This is a genomic window from Shewanella psychrophila, from assembly GCF_002005305.1.
GTDB classification, from domain to species: Bacteria; Pseudomonadota; Gammaproteobacteria; order Enterobacterales; family Shewanellaceae; genus Shewanella; species Shewanella psychrophila.
Genome location: NZ_CP014782.1, coordinates 4,757,680 through 4,773,276, shown reverse-complemented (window position 1 = coordinate 4,773,276; position 15,597 = coordinate 4,757,680). Strand labels below are relative to the sequence as shown.

At 45.5% G+C, this 15,597-nt stretch carries 17 protein-coding genes; 7 read left to right on the top strand and 10 right to left on the bottom strand.

The window, feature by feature from the left end; genetic code table 11:
* Positions 1-94 precede the first annotated feature (94 nt).
* Positions 95-355, bottom strand: a complete 261-nt coding sequence (locus sps_RS20695) for a hypothetical protein (protein ID WP_077754234.1) — start codon at positions 353-355, stop codon at positions 95-97.
* A 339-nt stretch (positions 356-694) separates the two neighbouring features.
* Between sps_RS20695 and sps_RS20690 the strand changes: the two genes are divergently transcribed.
* Positions 695-1,495: a substrate-binding periplasmic protein gene (locus sps_RS20690; protein WP_077754233.1), complete on the top strand. Its 801-nt coding sequence runs from the start codon at positions 695-697 to the stop codon at positions 1,493-1,495.
* A 107-nt stretch (positions 1,496-1,602) separates the two neighbouring features.
* Here the strand turns inward: sps_RS20690 and sps_RS20685 are convergent, their stop codons facing one another.
* Positions 1,603-3,147, bottom strand: a complete 1,545-nt coding sequence (locus sps_RS20685; RefSeq protein WP_077754232.1) for a methyl-accepting chemotaxis protein — start codon at positions 3,145-3,147, stop codon at positions 1,603-1,605.
* 371 nt (positions 3,148-3,518) lie between these two features.
* On the opposite strand from sps_RS20685, the gene sps_RS20680 reads away from it, so the two are divergent.
* Positions 3,519-4,199 carry a DUF998 domain-containing protein gene (locus sps_RS20680; RefSeq protein ID WP_077754231.1) on the top strand — a complete coding sequence of 227 codons (681 nt, stop codon included), beginning with the start codon at positions 3,519-3,521 and terminating at the stop codon, positions 4,197-4,199.
* Positions 4,200-4,275: 76 nt separating this feature from the next.
* Here the strand turns inward: sps_RS20680 and sps_RS20675 are convergent, their stop codons facing one another.
* Both sps_RS20675 and ubiU read right to left on the bottom strand, forming a co-directional pair.
* Entirely contained in the window at positions 4,276-5,145 is an 870-nt protein-coding gene (locus tag sps_RS20675) for a U32 family peptidase (RefSeq protein WP_077754230.1), read from the bottom strand.
* 162 nt (positions 5,146-5,307) lie between these two features.
* Positions 5,308-6,309: a ubiquinone anaerobic biosynthesis protein UbiU gene (ubiU, locus tag sps_RS20670; RefSeq protein ID WP_077754229.1), complete on the bottom strand. Its 1,002-nt coding sequence runs from the start codon at positions 6,307-6,309 to the stop codon at positions 5,308-5,310.
* 171 nt (positions 6,310-6,480) lie between these two features.
* Between ubiU and ubiT the strand changes: the two genes are divergently transcribed.
* The 5 genes from ubiT (at position 6,481) to sps_RS20645 (ending at position 8,606) form a co-directional block, all read left to right on the top strand.
* Positions 6,481-6,993, top strand: coding sequence for a ubiquinone anaerobic biosynthesis accessory factor UbiT (gene ubiT, locus sps_RS20665; RefSeq protein WP_077754228.1), 513 nt, complete (start codon positions 6,481-6,483; stop codon positions 6,991-6,993).
* A gap of 82 nt (positions 6,994-7,075) precedes the next feature.
* Complete coding sequence (merR, locus tag sps_RS20660) at positions 7,076-7,468, top strand: Hg(II)-responsive transcriptional regulator (RefSeq protein WP_077754227.1); 393 nt, start codon at positions 7,076-7,078, stop codon at positions 7,466-7,468.
* A 139-nt stretch (positions 7,469-7,607) separates the two neighbouring features.
* Positions 7,608-7,985, top strand: a complete 378-nt coding sequence (locus sps_RS20655; protein ID WP_077754226.1) for a mercuric transporter MerT family protein — start codon at positions 7,608-7,610, stop codon at positions 7,983-7,985.
* Between the two features lie 25 nt (positions 7,986-8,010).
* Positions 8,011-8,370, top strand: coding sequence for a cation transporter (locus sps_RS20650; RefSeq protein WP_077754225.1), 360 nt, complete (start codon positions 8,011-8,013; stop codon positions 8,368-8,370).
* Positions 8,367-8,606 carry a GDCCVxC domain-containing (seleno)protein gene (locus sps_RS20645; protein WP_472542345.1) on the top strand — a complete coding sequence of 80 codons (240 nt, stop codon included), beginning with the start codon at positions 8,367-8,369 and terminating at the stop codon, positions 8,604-8,606. The genes sps_RS20650 and sps_RS20645 overlap by 4 nt, the downstream gene beginning before the upstream one ends.
* 46 nt (positions 8,607-8,652) lie before the next feature.
* Here the strand turns inward: sps_RS20645 and sps_RS20640 are convergent, their stop codons facing one another.
* From sps_RS20640 to trhP, 6 genes are all read right to left on the bottom strand, one after another.
* Positions 8,653-9,027, bottom strand: coding sequence for a hypothetical protein (locus sps_RS20640; protein WP_077754223.1), 375 nt, complete (start codon positions 9,025-9,027; stop codon positions 8,653-8,655).
* 81 nt (positions 9,028-9,108) lie between these two features.
* Positions 9,109-9,927 carry a transporter gene (locus tag sps_RS20635; protein ID WP_237157897.1) on the bottom strand — a complete coding sequence of 273 codons (819 nt, stop codon included), beginning with the start codon at positions 9,925-9,927 and terminating at the stop codon, positions 9,109-9,111.
* A 118-nt stretch (positions 9,928-10,045) separates the two neighbouring features.
* A complete protein-coding gene (locus sps_RS20630; protein ID WP_237157896.1) occupies positions 10,046-10,663 on the bottom strand; it encodes a heavy-metal-associated domain-containing protein in 618 nt (205 codons plus the stop codon).
* 195 nt (positions 10,664-10,858) lie between these two features.
* On the bottom strand, positions 10,859-12,982 hold the full coding sequence (locus sps_RS20625) for a metallophosphoesterase family protein (protein ID WP_077754222.1): 2,124 nt from the start codon (positions 12,980-12,982) through the stop codon (positions 10,859-10,861).
* A gap of 503 nt (positions 12,983-13,485) precedes the next feature.
* Positions 13,486-13,743 (bottom strand): YfhL family 4Fe-4S dicluster ferredoxin, encoded by a 258-nt coding sequence (locus sps_RS20620; protein WP_077754221.1) that lies wholly within the window; start codon positions 13,741-13,743, stop codon positions 13,486-13,488.
* A 217-nt stretch (positions 13,744-13,960) separates the two neighbouring features.
* Complete coding sequence (gene trhP, locus sps_RS20615; protein ID WP_077754220.1) at positions 13,961-15,340, bottom strand: prephenate-dependent tRNA uridine(34) hydroxylase TrhP; 1,380 nt, start codon at positions 15,338-15,340, stop codon at positions 13,961-13,963.
* Positions 15,341-15,597: the final 257 nt, after the last annotated feature.

Here is a 15,597-nt window from a genome sequence, read left to right as displayed (position 1 = left end):
TTTAAAGTAGAAGTGAACCACTCATTTAATGGCACTATAAACACCGCTGGAAATAGGGGAGAGATTGGCGCATATATTCTTATCTTTTCTGCTTTTATAAGGTGTAAACATCCTCTTCAGTCAATCCTAGGTCTTTCAAAAGCTCTCTGCGCTCTATGCGCTCCAGCTGTTCCTTGATATTTTCGCTGGCTTTTGTCTTTGTCTTTGTCTTTTTCACAGTCCTCGTCATGACCCTCGTCCAGGTTTTAGTGTTAGCCTCAGATGCTTGGCGTCTTTCATCTGCTTTTTGTTCTTCACCTATCTCACCTGCTTCATCTGTGATGGCAAATAATGGGGAGGCCGTTGAAGGGGTCATAGTCATCTTGTCCTGATTAGTATTTATAAATGAGATCGCTCAAATCATAAGCAAAATAAAAATCACTGTGTGCTCTCAGTGTATCCAGCCTTTAAGCTTGATTGGAAAGCGCCCTTGTTCAAAGTAGAAGTGCAAGACTCGCTGAATGTGGATGGCAAGGTTAACCGATGAAGTTTGAAGTCGTAGATAACTCGAAAGAGGATAGATTGGGGGCTGGCGAAGGAAGGGGACTTGATTTGATGCCGTTAGCTGTAAGGCATTATTGCCTGTGATGGCTAAGCTTTATAGATAGAAAGTTTTAGCCATCACCTGTACATTTTTGCATTGGGAGAGGATCAGATGAAACTCAAGCTTAGGATTCTAGCGCTTATAACCTTACTTACTCCTTCATATCTGTATAGTGCTGAGCAAGCTTTATCCATCGCCTTTGTTGAGTATCCCCCTTATCATTTTACCTCTGGTAATAATGTTGAAGGGATATCGATTCGCATCATAGAGGAGGCCTTTAGGCGAATCGATACCCCTATTGAGTTCAATGCTATTCCCTGGAGTCGTGCATTGAACTGGCTGAGGTTAGGGAAGGTTGATGGCATGGTTGGGGTATTTATTCGCCCTGAGCGACAGGAGTATATTGACTACAGTAAGGTTCCATTGTCGAAGGCACAGATACACCTTTTTGTTACTGAGGGCTCAGATATTGAATATGATGAAGATCTGACTAAGCTCAGTGATTTTCGCTTCGGGGTAAAAAAAGACTTTAGCTACGGACCTTACTTTGATGACTTAGTCGCCCAGAAGAAGCTGACTAAACTCATCGAAGATGTAGATATACCACAGCTACTGGTGAAGCTATGTACAGGAGTCACCGATATTATGGTTGGGGAGAGGCGTAATAGTGAGTATATGTTTAACCAGCTAATCAAGGAAACCTACTCACAGTTGAAACGCTGTAAAAAAATAATCGCGTTAACCCCAGCTATAGATGCAAGACTGGCTTATTTGGCATTTTCCAAACAAAATCAACTTACCGACATTCGTGACAGGTTCGATGAGGCTATGAACTCAATGAAACAGGACGGTAGCCTTAATAGGATCATCGAATCCTATCACCCTCACCTAAGCTATAAATCAGGCAATTAATCATAAATTTAATCAGGTAGTTAACCAAGTGAGCTGATCATAATAAGCTCATAAAAAGGGCGAACTATAAAAGGTTTTTCTCGCCCCCTATACATTACATAAACACACTAACCAAAGGTATCTCTCATGCTTTTGGCTTTATCGGCATTTATCTTAAGCTCAAGTACCGACGCTTCGACGGTTTGCACGGCGCGTAAGTTATCATTGCTAGCCAGGCTGATTGCGGCAATATTTTGATTGATCTCATCGACCACCTGCTTTTGCTGATCTGCGGCAACTGAGTTTTGCTGAGCCAGTGAGTGTATGGTGCTGATGGCCTGAAAGATGGTGTCTATCTTTTCCGCCGATGCATGGGTATCGGTAGCACACACTTCGGCTTGAACTCGGCTTAAATCCATCTGTCCAGCCCAGCTGGTTATCATGGCGAACATCTTATCGACGCTTTGAGAGATGCTATTAGTGGATTCTTGTGTGCGCTTAGACAAGGCTCTGACCTCATCGGCTACCACGGCAAAGCCTCGTCCTTGTTCGCCTGCGCGGGCGGCTTCGATGGCGGCATTGAGTGCTAGCAAGTTTGTCTGCTCGGCAATAGCATCAATCTCAGACATGGCAGAGGCGACTTGCTCGGCTTCCTTGTTGAGCTGGTGTGCGTTGGCAGCCGCTTCTGTTACCGCTTGGGTGAGTGAGGCGATGTTACTGGTGCTCGATTGCATTCTGATGCGGCTGTCATGGCATAGCTGGTAGGTTTCGTCGATATTGCTTGAGGTCGATTGGATATTAACGGCTACTTCGCCTATGGTTGAGGCCATCTCCTCCATGGCACTGGCTATCTGTTCCACTTGCAGACTTTCATGTTCTAAACCTGCATGGGTCTGATTAGCGGCAACGATGAGTTCATCGGCTATTTCGTCGATATGCTTGGCATTATCCTGAGAACGTCCCAATACCCCCTGGAGCTTGGCCTTTTGCATCAGCATTTGGAAGTCGAGTAGGGAGGAGGTATCGCGGCCACAATAAATGAATCGACTTACCGAGTCATAATCTTGCTTCATGTTCATTAATTTAGCTGGAATTCTGAAGGCTTCGTCATAGAAGATGGTCAAGTTTATCCCCATAAGCAGCGCACCAGCTAGAATGATGCCCCAACCCCAGATGAAACCAGCCAATACCAGTCCTGAGGTGGCACAAATGGCCGATAAGACGCGTTTCTGATTTAAGCTCAAGGGATCTGAGACGTTTTTTCCCTGATTGAGTCGCTTGTAGATCTGTTTGGCTCTGGTGATCAGCTTGTCGGAGGCTTTGATGCGAACCGATTGATAACCTATTATCTCACCTTTCTCAAACAGAGGAGAGACGAAAGCATCGACCCAGTAATAGGAACCATCTTTACAGCGGTTCTTGACCACTCCACGCCAAGACTGGCCCGACTTGAGCTTATTCCAGAGTTCTTTAAATGCGGCAGCTGGCATGTCCGGGTGTCTGACTAGACTATGGTTATGTCCAATGAGATCAGATCCACTGAATCCGGAAATATCGATAAAGGTTTGGTTTACGTAGGTAATGACCCCACGTTTGTCCGTATTTGAGATCAGTTCTTCACCGGCTGTGAGTTTTATCTCCCGGCCAGTGGATGTGTTGTGCTGACTTGTCATGCTACTTCCCGTTCAAAACTGCGACATCCCTATCAGATTCTGTGTCAGTTATTTGTTATTTAGACTGATTGTATCACTTATGTAGCTGTTTTATTTGTACTTTAACTGTGTATCGCCAGTGTATGTATTTGGGCGATAAGTCTGAACTGTGTGGCCAAAACGAAATGATCGCCTAAAACCATAGTGTAATAAAGATGATCTGTCGGACGGTTGATTTAATTTAGACTATGATATTTAAGGAGTTATAACTTTATCTTGTAAGTAAAGCGACCGTTCTCGATTAGAAATGTAAAAAATAGGTGCTAGACCTCTTTAATCAATTCTGCTTCCATGTATGTTAAGGGAGTGTGCGATGAGTGAATTAAGGAAAAATGGTAGAAAAGAGCAGAAAGCTATCCAGCTTAGCGTTTAAGTTTGGTGTACTCGGGAGTGTCGGTTTAATTATCGGCACTGTGTTATCTGTGATTGGCTTTCAAGATTTCGAGGGACACGGCTTTAATTTTCTTAATCATACCCTCAGTGAGCTGGGCCATTATGGTCATTCTAAGTTTGCCGTGGTGATCAATGGCGGGCTATTTTTTGGTAGCTTAAGTTTTATTATGTTTTGCCTGTTTTCAATTCAGCTGATGGATAACAGAGCCCTCTACCCGTTATTAATCGCACTCGTTTGTACCTTTATATCATTGGCGGCAGCGGGGTTATTTCCTGTTAATGTTTATCACCTGCACACTGCGGCATTGAAATACTTTTTCTATGGCGGGGGAGTTAGCTCATTCCTCTACCTTATCTACATTTTGATGAGAGGTAGGTTGTTCTATTCTCGCTGGAATACATTCACAGGCATGTTGACCTTCATCAGTTTCTTAAGCTTTCTCTTGTTTTCCCATCAGTCTTTGGGGTTAACTAGCGCAGGAAGACCCTTCTATCAGGAGATGGTGATGAGCTTGCCCAGACCGGATATCTGGTGGCCTGCGACGTTGGAGTGGATCTGTATGGGGCTATTTATGCTCTGGACTTTAGGCTTAGTCAGTAGTTTAAAGTCCAGAGGATGATTCAAGTACTCACGATAGCAAGCCCGTTGAGGGGGAATTGAGCGTATTTATCATTTTTAGTCATCCTGAACTAGTTTTAAAGCGTACTGAAGCCCGCTTGCTGATGCCAGTAGCCATTGCAACTGAGCTCAGATTCGCGCTTTTCTTGTTTTACTTGCCGCTGATGCTCGCCATCAAATAATGTATCCGCAAGCTCGACGCTCCTCAGGCTAGAGGGAGATACCCTGAAATAATCTACGCCCATTCTCTCCATATCGGCTTTCTCCGACGAGAGGTCGATGCTGGCTGCCGACTGAGTCTGTATGCCATTAAGCCGTAGTAGGGGCTCTGATTCCTGAGTCTGGGCTAACAATCCCTTAGAATTTGAGATGCAGATGGTCTGGCACTTGTCTTTGGTCAGTCCCTTGTGTCTGGCGGTAAAGCAGCGTGCCGAGAGGGCTAAGGGCATAAATCCATGACCAAAGACTTCGACTTCGAACGCGGGCGTTTCGGTTGATATGACCTTGTCGAGCCAATGTTTAGAAAGCTCAACTGGCATGACGAAACGTTGCATACCCCAGCTGTGTAGCTTCTTCAAGCTGGCTAAGTTGTAATTATTGACTGTGGGGCCGCAAATAAAGGGCAGGCCCAGCTCTTTAGCTGCCTGTACAGCGCCGATGTCGTTGGCTTCGATGGTAAATTCACCATTGTCGACTTGTTTCTTTAGCTCGGTATATTCTGATGGGGCTTCCAGTAATGCCAGAGTCGAGATTACCACCTCTTTGCCCGAGGCCCTGAGCATATGAGCCAAGTCCATATAGTCAGTAAACTTAAGTTCGCGGCGGCGACTGCATATGGTCTCTCCCAGATACACCAGCGGGAGCTGACTATTGGCAACGGCTTGATAAAATTCGATAACCTTCTCTTTCGGCCAGCAATATAATAGTGGCCCGAGTGATACTTTCATCTGTTTTCCTATGTTTTTCCTATGGGGTATAACACCTGACGGGCTGCCTGATATTCAGTCTTATAGCCTCCAGTGCTCATGGTCTGGCCATGGAGCCTGCAGTTTCATCGCATGTTCTTTTATTGAATGCTTAAATGCTCAGCGCGGAGCTAATAACTAAAGTTACTGCCAGATTCGTTCATAGGCGCCCAATGTGGTGGTTTGCCCCTCTGAGACTTTCGATAATGCCCTGTTCCATTCATCTCGGGTTCGATACTGCGTTGGGTTATTGAGATAGGTATCGATGGCGCGTCGCCACACTGAGGTCACTTGCTCTACATAAGCTGGGCTACGTTGTCGGCCCTCAATTTTTAAAGACACCACTTTTGCTTTGGCAAGTTCAGGGAGCAGGCTTAAGGTATTTAAGCTTGTGGGGGATTCGAGCAGGTGTGTCGGCTCGCTGTTATCTTGGGTGGTGTATCGGCCCTTACAGACGACGGGATAGCCCATTTGTTCGTTTATGGAGGACTTATCGATAAGAACCTCGTTGAGGCGCGTCAATCGGGTTCCCTCTTTTTCCTGCCAGCGAACGTGTTTAGCAGGCGAGCAGGAGCCACCGGTATTGGGTGACTGGCCGGTCACATAAGAGGAGAGGTGGCAGCGGCCTTCGGCCATGATGCAGAGGCTGCCAAATGCAAAGACTTCCAGATCCACCGGAGTGACCTTAGAGAGATCTCTCACCTGCTTCATGGATAACACCCGAGGCAATACGGCGCGTTCGATATTAAACTCCTCTTTATAGAGTTTTAGCGCTCCTAAATTGGTGGCACTGGCCTGCACCGACAGATGCAGTGGCAGGTGAGGGTAGTGGCTGTGGGCATAGTCCAGCAATGAAAGATCGGCCATGATCAAGGCGTCGATACCAGTATTGGCAGCAATATCAACGGCTTCGTACCAACGCTTCTCCTCTCCGGGCTTAGGAAAAGTATTGATGGTTAGGAAGATCTTTTTCCCTTGCTTCTTAGTGTATTCGGCTGCCTGCTGAAGTTTTTTCGGGGTAAAGTTGAGGCCCGCGAATGATCTGGCATTGGTGTCGTTCTTTAAGCCTAGGTAGACGGCATCGGCTCCTGCGTTGAGTGCAGTTTTCAGTGACGCCAAATTACCTGCCGGACACAGCAGTTCCATATTTTACTCCAAGATGCTCCCAAAAATCGAAAAGTGAGTGTAAAAGGGATTGGCTATCCAATACTTGATGTAAAACAGGTTTGTGATCATAAAATATGGGTAAAATCGTTTTCTTTTCGACTCTCCTGCTGTAGGCAGAGAGTTATATAGGCTATTGGATACGAGATTAATATGCAGTTACCACTTTCTGGCAATATCGCCAAGCAACTCCTCACCTTCGGTCCTAAGCTTATTCGTCAACCACTGGCTCTGGTGCCATTCAGGTTGAAGGCCGATGTGTTAGTCCGTCTGTTAGGGTTAATGCTCAAGCAGCAGGCCGAGGATGAAGAGCTAGATTTCCTGTCTGGACGTTGGGTGGCCATTAATGTCGAGGACATGGGGCTAGAGTTTGAAGTCAGTTATAACTCGTGTTGGCTAGTACGCCCAAGAAGCGATGCACAAGTGGTGTTCTCGGGACACTCAAAGGAGCTGCTTCTGGTCGCGGCGGGAAAAGAAGATCCCGACACGCTTTTTTTCCAGCGTAAATTGTCCATCGAAGGTGACACCGAGCTGGGATTAGAGGTGAAAAATCTGTTACTCAGCGTCGAGTTCGATACCATGCCATCGCCTATCAGGCACAGTATAGAGAAGCTAGCACTGGTTATCCGTCAGCTGCAACTTAAAGCCGAGCCTGAGATGGCATAGATGGAATAGATTTGAAGCGTATTGCTGAGATCTAGGGAGCTGAGTATTATAGAGATAACCACTGACGTTCCCTTGAGGCAATATGTTTACTATCGGACAACTCGCTAAAGCCGTCGAGGTCAATGTTGAAACGGTGCGCTATTATGAGAGGCAAGGCTTAATCAAGCAGCCACCTAAGCCTGTTCAGGGATATCGACGATACCCTCAAGATACCTTGCTCAGGCTCATGTTTATCCGCCGTGCCCAAGGACTGGGTTTTACTCTCCATGAAATAGCCTCGCTTATCTCTTTGAGTGTGGGACACTGCAGTGATATTCAGCTACTGGCCGAGAAGAAGCTATTAACGGTACGGATTAAGATAGACGATCTGCAACGACTGGAACACAGTCTGACTCATCTGGTGGATCAATGTCGCCATAATCCTGATGAAGCCTGCTGTCCCATCATCACCTCTTTAGTTCCCGAGCACGCTTAACATTAGCTGTAGCACTTCTAAAACTCGCTATAGCATCTCTTAATATAAGTCTCGTCTATTGACTCCGTATCTAGGTACGGGCGTTAAGATCTAGTCATAATTACATATCCTTTATGGATAGACTTGATGACTAGAGGCTATGAATACTGTTCCTGATGATAAAACCTTGAAAACAGACTCACCCGCCTGGTCTATGGTAGGTGGAGTGTTGGCTGCTATCGGTGCTAGCCTTTGCTGCGCAGGTCCATTCGTGTTGCTAATGTTAGGGATCAGCGGCTCATGGATCAGCACCTTAGGGGCATTTTATCCATTAAGACCCTACTTTATTGTCCTTGTCGTCGGCTTGTTCTTATGGGCGGGCTGGAAAGTGTACCGTCCGCTAGGCCAGTGTAGTGCTGACAGGATCTGTGCGGTAGCTGATAATCGCCGCCGTTTTAGAATTCTGTTCTGGCTGACGAGCCTTATTGCCGCCATGTTGGCCACTAGCCCCTATTGGTTGGTCTGGATGATGGCATAGTATTACTAATTATCTGGAGCTAGAGATGAAAGTACGAATATTGGTGAGCAAAAAGAGCACTATTACGACTGCCATATCCCTCGTCCTGCTAGCCCCTGTTCTCGGCATCATGCCTACAGTGGCGTCGGCCGAGAGTCGCAGCGTTAACTTAATGGTGCCAACGATGGATTGCGGCATGTGTCTCATTACTGTGCGTAAGGCATTGGAGAATCTCGATGGTGTGGAGCAGGCTAAGGTTGATTTTAATGATAAGACTGCCAAGGTTATCTTCGATGATGACAAGGTGAGTGTGGAGCGCCTGATGCAGGCGACCAAAGAAGCTGGTTACCCCTCTGAAGGCGTTGAACCTAATAAGCTGAAAAACAGTAATAAAGGGAATGAATGATGACTGATAAGGTGATCTTAGAGTCGGTATTAACTTGTCCTGAGTGTGGTAATAGTAAGATGGAGACCATGCCTACCAATGCCTGCCAATGGTTCTATGAATGCGAGCAATGCCATAGCCTGTTAAAACCTAAGGCAGGAGACTGCTGCGTTTATTGCTCCTACGGCTCAGTGCCCTGTCCACCGATCCAGTTGGCACCAGCTCAGAAAGGCAAGGGGGCTTGTTGCGGCGTTTAACTTTTCCTTTGGAATTAACTACTAACCCTTAACTATTCACTATTAATTAAGCATCCAGCCATAGGCTTAAGGGAAGCAACAGATAGGCGGTAAACATAGAAAGGATCAAAATCACACTACTGAACCATAGTGCTCGTCGTTGCCATTTCAATGTGTTTTGTGAACCTGGCTCACATGCCGTCATTCTGGTGAGCCTCCAGAAACTGTAAGCCAGTATGATAGCCGTGAGGGTGAAGGTGATGTGTTTATATTGAGAAACCATTACTAACCAGGGCATGGCCGAGACCATAGCTGCGACGGCACTACCCATGCCCAGAGCCACTAATAATATCGGCAGAGCACAGCAGGTAGTGCCAATCAGGGCTAGACCTAAGCCCCCAAGTAAGGAGGCATTAGTGGTGAGCTTGTCTCGATTAAGCATATAAAATTAGTCCTGTTTTTCTCTATAAATTAACGTTCTACAATCTCTTGCTCCCTTTAAAATTAATATTTAACGATCTAATTAAAATACAAACCCAATACCAAGAGTAAACTCATCGCCATGTGATATTTGAATGCCTTCCACATCTTCATAAAGGGGGAACTTATATTCGGCGCGAAACATAACTCCGGCGCGATACCAGACGAATACAGGACCGGAATATAACCGCTTTCCCCCAGTAATTCCTGCCGAGTCTCGGCCTTCTTGCTCCAGTGCGGCGCTGATATCCAACATCAGGAATATACCAGTGTTACTGAGGTTATCGTGATAAAGGTGCCAGCCGATATTAATGTCCAGGCCGAACTCATCACCTTTATTTATTCCCATATCGCCCTTGTTATTTACCCAGTAGAAGAGGTCGTAGTACTGATACAATTTAGCTCCCTCGAAGCTGACAGAGAGACTTAAGCCCAAGTCAGTACTGCCATCTCCCACCGGAAAGCTTGCACCAGTACCGCCGGTAGGCAGGCGAATACTGGGAGTGATGGCAATATTTCCTGTCGAATCAGTCTCATTCCAATATCGTTTCAGTGGCAGACCTATGATCAAATCGCCTATGCCCGATCCCGTTTCATTTACAGGCTCTGTATCTTTCATCACAGTGCGGCTCTGCACAATGTAGGGAAGTTTGAAGCTGAGCCTGATTTCACGTTTAAAGGTATAAATGCCTTCGAGCCAGAGTGTGTCTACACGCCTACTGAGCCCGGATTCATTGGTTATTTGTGTTGTATCGTCGAGCAAGGTGTCTGAGCTAATACTTTGTCGGCGTAGCTGAAAGCCCCAGCCGCCTTGCCAACGGGGTGCCATATCCATCACGGGCTGATGGGGGAGTGCTGGCATGGAAGTAACAATCAGGGCGAGAGTGAAAGTGAGAAATAGTAGGCATGGCAGTCGAATATACTTGAATCGGATACTTATAAATCGAATGTTATAAATCGAATATTTATAAATCGGATTTTTATAAATCATGGCCCGGCCTGAACTTAGCCTCTCGATGCGGCGCAGTTGGTTCACTGGACTCATAGACATGGGATACTCGAAATGCAGAGACTAGAACTTCTTCGGCATTGCTGGCCTGAGCCTGAGCTGCGGTGAGGCTGATGTCGAGTAATACTCGTTTTCCGATGATATTGGTTAACTCGGTTGTTTGAGGTAAGTTGTAGACTTGCTCCTTATCTTGGTCGACAAGATACAATCTGCCGTGATTGTTTTGGATAGTACCTTCGATAGCGCCACGATATGAGACTGGGTCATAACCTCCCTTAGTGATGGCAGTGGCTATATTGGCATAAGCTACGGGCCTATTGGCTAGCAAGGCTAAGGTGATTTCTTGGGTATTGATGTCTATCAATACCCCGTTTTGACCAAATTGTGTTTTGTCTAAGAAGGGGAGTTTGGCGAGATTTTTTTCGACGCCATAAGCGCAGAATGAACAGACAATGCCTTTTACCTGTATCTTAAGCCTATCTATGCTGGCGTCTTCTGTACTGGCTTGTGCAGGGGCAATAGCAATAGCACTTAGCAGCCCGAAGAATATCGAGATTAGTACCTGTTTGAAGAAGCTAGATTGCATCATTGCCGACATCCCCTAGAGTACACTGATCACCACTAATTTAATCTTAGTCTCAGGACTCGGCTACAAGTCAATATATTTTGTAGAAAACCAAAGCCTTTGGCTCTGGTTTTCTACAATTGGTTAGTTAAGACTTGGTATGCTCGTTGTTCATTAAGCGTCTCTACTAGCTTTAACTACTAACACCTATAACAGCTCCTATAGCAGGGCTGCTCTGTCGGTGACTGTTTTAAGGTCGGTTAAACTGCCATTTTCTGTATCAATTAAAAAATGATCACTTGCCTCTCCTGTAGCGAACCTCTCCAGAATATAAAACAGTGTGCCGAAGCGAGATTTAAATAAATCGCCGACGCTGGCATCCTCAGCCTGATCCAGTGTTAGTGAAGTGATCTCTTGATCGAATTGGGATAGCTCCTCACTCAGCAACTTGTATTGAGGCAGACGCGTTTCATCGATATCACGGAAGGCCAGTTCATCGGCGTTTCTTAAGCGATAAAAGTCCAGAGCTAATTCGGTGCCATTCCATTGAGCAAAGTCACGCAGTTCAAGGCCATTATCTATTGTGAGTGCTTCGGCTTTGTCCATGGCTGACTTCCAATCTTTCAAGAACTGCAGCAGCACAGTGTCATTTTTAGGTTCAGGGCAGCCAGCTAAATCTAACTCCAAAGCTGCTTTAAGTTGGCAAACTGTGATATCTGTTTCAATTTGAGACAGGGTCATCATCTGTTTACCATCCATATTGAACAGCATGGTCTTGATATCTTCCGGCCACTCATTGGGTAAGAAGCGTAGGCGAGTCAACTCAGTGATATGCCACTCAGTGAGTTGATAGTAGCTGTCAGAATTTAAGATTGCCTTGTTCCATATCCCTTCATAGCCTTTCTCTGTAAGGTGTTCATGCTCCAGAGCATAGTGTTCAAATAATTCGTTAAATCTAGGCACCTCTTCGAGTATCACTGTTTCTACCTCAATTTGGCTGTGAGGCAGAACATTTAGCACTTTATAAGCGGGAATATAACCAGCAAGAGAGGGAGCTTGTATGTTGAACAAGGTATATTGCTCACCGTCGATATTGTAGCTCTTCATGCCGGTATCATTAAAATGCATATGGCCACCGACATGGACACTCAAGCCGGTTGCTGCAAGCGCCTTACTGGTGTCATCTTCTGGCTCTCGAGCCAGCTGGAAATTACCTTCTCCAAAAATATCTTCAATCTCTTCCGAGGCACCATTGTAGAAATCAGTCATGGGAAAATGGCTAAAGGAGATTAAGGTTTTATCTTGCTCTTTTGCCGATTTGACCACATCACTTATCCAGTCAATGACTTGCTGTTTATGGGTCAACATCATGTTGTACCCGGCGCTTGACGAGCCATCATATTTATCTGTAATGAGCTTATCAGGGCGATAGACATTGGCATCGATTGCCAATAACCACAGCCCTTCTACAGGTTCTACCACATAGCTTGAGTCTGGTACGACTGAGCATTGGGTGTAATCTGCTTGTTTATATTTTCCTCCGGTGCCTTCGTAGCAGATCTCGAATTGGCGGTTTTCATATTGAGCCTCTGATGTCGCTTTCTCATAGGTGTAATTTGTACGGGCATCATCGCTGCTATAAGGGGTTTCAAAATAAAAGTGCTGTTTTTGTGGCTCGAAACCATGGGGTCCTAAAATTGCCATGATCTCTTTATAGCCCCATTCGATAACTTCTTCACTACAGATGGTGAGAAGTTCGTGACCCGCATCTATGATTGCTGTGTCACCTTCATAATCGACACATTCATTCTTGCCTTTACTGAAAATGCGCTGCTGCTTACCTTCAACTCCTAAATAATCACTTTTACCTGCTGCTTGGGTAAAGGGACGGTTAGGATCGTGGTTTCCCGGTGCGGCAAAGAACTCTAAGCCATGCTCTTCACTGTAGCGGTCAAATATTTTCACTAATCCACGCATGTGAAGGGGTTGTCCGTCATCGCTAAAATCGCCAGGAAGGGCAACATATTTAATACCTTTGGCTACGACATCATCAAGAGCCGCTATCATGGCAAAATAGTTCTCATTAAATAGTCTGGTGGACTCCATCTGAGATTGCATGGTTCTGATGGTTGCGCCTTGGTCACTATGGCTATTTGGCAAACCTGCAAAGGCGCCATCGGAAAACTCACCATAGACATCATGAAAATGAATATCAGGCATAAAGGCGATACGGATATTAGCCTCAGGTTCCGGGGTTACATTGTCGTCATTTGAGCTTGAGTTACAGCCCGATATTGCGGCGACTATTAGCAGTGAAACTGCGGACAGTTTATATGGATTCATTTGAAGCGCTCCCGATGATTTAATTTTTATAAATTCGGCAGGGAGACTACCCAGAATAAGTGTCACTTTTATGTCATTTATATTGCTGTCAATCCTATTTTGTAAGCGCTTTACCGAGTTGGCCGTTGCAGCGTTTGATTCAAGTGTAGGCTGATTGTTGTGATGAATATGTGTGCGCAGTTAGGGAGGAAAGTGCTAGGTGCACCTATATAGACCGACTTTCACTCTGATTAAACTTCCAATCTTGGGGCGCGAGTGCTTTTACTGATACTTAAGTCAATTGTGTGACTTGGCCGTTAACATGTTTAGATGAATTCTGGCGTCTGCGTATCACTAACTTGCAGCATGTGTATCTGTGCTCGGTTTGGGAAAATAATAAATTTAATCTGGAAATAATTTATCTAATTCACTACAAAATGTTGAATTGATTGTGTTGGCGAGTATTAAAGAGAGAAGGGATAAGCGAAAGGGCTTAATTGAAGCCCTTTTTAATATCGAATCAGCTAGCTGACTGGTTTGCCAGTGATTAGGTGATATTTAACCAGCAGTTCATCGTCAGTTTCTTTATTGTCAGGGTCCGGATCGATACAGTCGATAGGACATACCGAAATACAGGTCGGCTTGTCGTAGTGACCGACGCATTCAGTACAAAGATCTGCATCTATTTCATAGATCTCTTCGCCCATAGTGATTGCCTGATTTGGACATTCGGGCTCACACATATCGCAGTTGATACAGCTGTCGTCGATTAATAAAGCCATGCTTCAATTTTACCTGTTGTACATACATAAATGTTTAGTCTTAGGTATCAACTGCCGCAGTTGATACCTGATATATCTGTGGCGTCGATTAATAAAGCCATGCTTCAATTTTACCTGTTTTACCTGTTTTACCTGTTTTACCTGTTTTACCTGTTTTACCTGTTTTACCTGTTTTACCTGTTTTACCTGTTTTATCTTTGCCTAAAACCTAGTGTTCTTAGGCGTGTGGATTACGGGTATCTTGACCTTGAGGCAAGTTACGCAGTAGCACCGCCTTATCTATGTCTACGCCATCGGGCAGTGCCAGGAAGACGAAATGTCCCGATCCTAATGCTGCCTCGACGTTTTCGCTTTTGCGGTTAATCAGCTGCTCAATCTTTAGGGTAAGATTTCCCTGAGGGGTCATCACCTCGACACTGTCACCGACGGAGAACTTATTCTTAACGTCAATCTCAGCCATACCAGCGTCGTTACGCTTGCCTGTGAACTCGCCGACGAATTGCTGGGTGTCGCTGATCGAGTAACCATAATCATAGTTCTGGTATTCGTCATGGACATGGCGACGTAGGAAGCCTTCGGTATAGCCACGGTGTGCCAAGCCTTCTAGGTTATGCATTAAGGCGCGATCGAAGTCTTTGCCCGATGCCGCATCTTCGATTGCCTGACGATATAGCTGAGCTGTACGTGCAACATAGTAGAAAGACTTAGTCCGCCCTTCGATTTTCAATGAATCTATGCCCATTTTAGTCAGGCGATCGACGTGTTGAATGGCGCGCAGATCTTTGGAGTTCATGATGTAAGTGCCATGTTCATCTTCAAATGCTGGCATATACTCGCCGGGTCTGCCAGCTTCCTGCAGTAATACGACTTGGTCGGTGGGCTGTCCTTCGCCTAAGGTTGGCTTTTCAATTTGAACACCATTTTGATCCACAAGGCCTTGAGGGTTTACGGCAACTATGTCACCGGTCTCTGTCTGTTTAGCTTCATGGACATCGTACTTCCAGCGACATGAGTTGGTGCAGGTGCCCTGGTTAGGATCGCGCTTGTTTATATAGCCAGACAGTAAGCAGCGCCCCGAGTATGCCATACACAGAGCACCATGAACGAAGACTTCCAGTTCGATATCCGGGCAACGTTGACGTATCTCTTCAATTTCATCCAGTGACAGTTCACGGGATAAAATGACTCGTTTAATGCCCTGTTGCTGCCAAAATTTTACCGAGGCCCAGTTAATGGCATTAGCTTGAACCGATAGGTGGACTACCTGTTCTGGGAAGGCTTCTCTGACCATCATAATCAAACCTGGATCAGACATGATCAAGGCATTGGGCTTCATGGCGACCACTGGCTCCATATCCCTGATATAAGTTTTTAGCTTAGTATTGTGTGGGGCGATATTACTCACCACATAGAGTTTCTTGCCTAGGCTATGGGCTTCTTGGATACCTGTGGCCAAGTTTTCCATCTTGAAGTCATTATTTCTCACCCTGAGGCTGTATCTTGGCTGGCCTGCGTAGACTGCATCTGCGCCATAGGCAAATGCATAACGCATGTTTTTCAGTGTCCCAGCGGGAGACAGTAGTTCAGGTTTAAACATAATGATTCTCTATTAACAGTTAAAGGCGCAACAAGCGGGCGGGCATTTTACTCGCAGCCTGTATTGTTAATCAAATAGAGCTCACATTAACTTGATCTAAATCAAGTATCGGGATCGAGTGAGCACTTTAGTTCTAGCTTTAACAGAAATTTACTCCCTAATAATCTTAAAATTAGCTAGAATCTAAACAAGATGTTAACTGTATGGATACTTTTTAAACCTCGAGTTAACGGGAGCGCTGATATACTCTATAAACT

Bases quoted from the DNA above. Each gene is read 5' to 3' on its own strand.
- sps_RS20695 (WP_077754234.1), bottom strand. From the start codon at position 355: ATGACCCCTTCAACGGCCTCCCCATTATTTGCCATCACAGATGAAGCA.
- sps_RS20690 (WP_077754233.1), top strand. From the start codon at position 695: ATGAAACTCAAGCTTAGGATTCTAGCGCTTATAACCTTACTTACTCCT.
- sps_RS20685 (WP_077754232.1), bottom strand. From the start codon at position 3,147: ATGACAAGTCAGCACAACACATCCACTGGCCGGGAGATAAAACTCACA.
- sps_RS20680 (WP_077754231.1), top strand. From the start codon at position 3,519: ATGGTAGAAAAGAGCAGAAAGCTATCCAGCTTAGCGTTTAAGTTTGGT.
- sps_RS20675 (WP_077754230.1), bottom strand. From the start codon at position 5,145: ATGAAAGTATCACTCGGGCCACTATTATATTGCTGGCCGAAAGAGAAG.
- ubiU (WP_077754229.1), bottom strand. From the start codon at position 6,309: ATGGAACTGCTGTGTCCGGCAGGTAATTTGGCGTCACTGAAAACTGCA.
- ubiT (WP_077754228.1), top strand. From the start codon at position 6,481: ATGCAGTTACCACTTTCTGGCAATATCGCCAAGCAACTCCTCACCTTC.
- merR (WP_077754227.1), top strand. From the start codon at position 7,076: ATGTTTACTATCGGACAACTCGCTAAAGCCGTCGAGGTCAATGTTGAA.
- sps_RS20655 (WP_077754226.1), top strand. From the start codon at position 7,608: ATGAATACTGTTCCTGATGATAAAACCTTGAAAACAGACTCACCCGCC.
- sps_RS20650 (WP_077754225.1), top strand. From the start codon at position 8,011: ATGAAAGTACGAATATTGGTGAGCAAAAAGAGCACTATTACGACTGCC.
- sps_RS20645 (WP_472542345.1), top strand. From the start codon at position 8,367: ATGATGACTGATAAGGTGATCTTAGAGTCGGTATTAACTTGTCCTGAG.
- sps_RS20640 (WP_077754223.1), bottom strand. From the start codon at position 9,027: ATGCTTAATCGAGACAAGCTCACCACTAATGCCTCCTTACTTGGGGGC.
- sps_RS20635 (WP_237157897.1), bottom strand. From the start codon at position 9,927: ATGCCAGCACTCCCCCATCAGCCCGTGATGGATATGGCACCCCGTTGG.
- sps_RS20630 (WP_237157896.1), bottom strand. From the start codon at position 10,663: ATGATGCAATCTAGCTTCTTCAAACAGGTACTAATCTCGATATTCTTC.
- sps_RS20625 (WP_077754222.1), bottom strand. From the start codon at position 12,982: ATGAATCCATATAAACTGTCCGCAGTTTCACTGCTAATAGTCGCCGCA.
- sps_RS20620 (WP_077754221.1), bottom strand. From the start codon at position 13,743: ATGGCTTTATTAATCGACGACAGCTGTATCAACTGCGATATGTGTGAG.
- trhP (WP_077754220.1), bottom strand. From the start codon at position 15,340: ATGTTTAAACCTGAACTACTGTCTCCCGCTGGGACACTGAAAAACATG.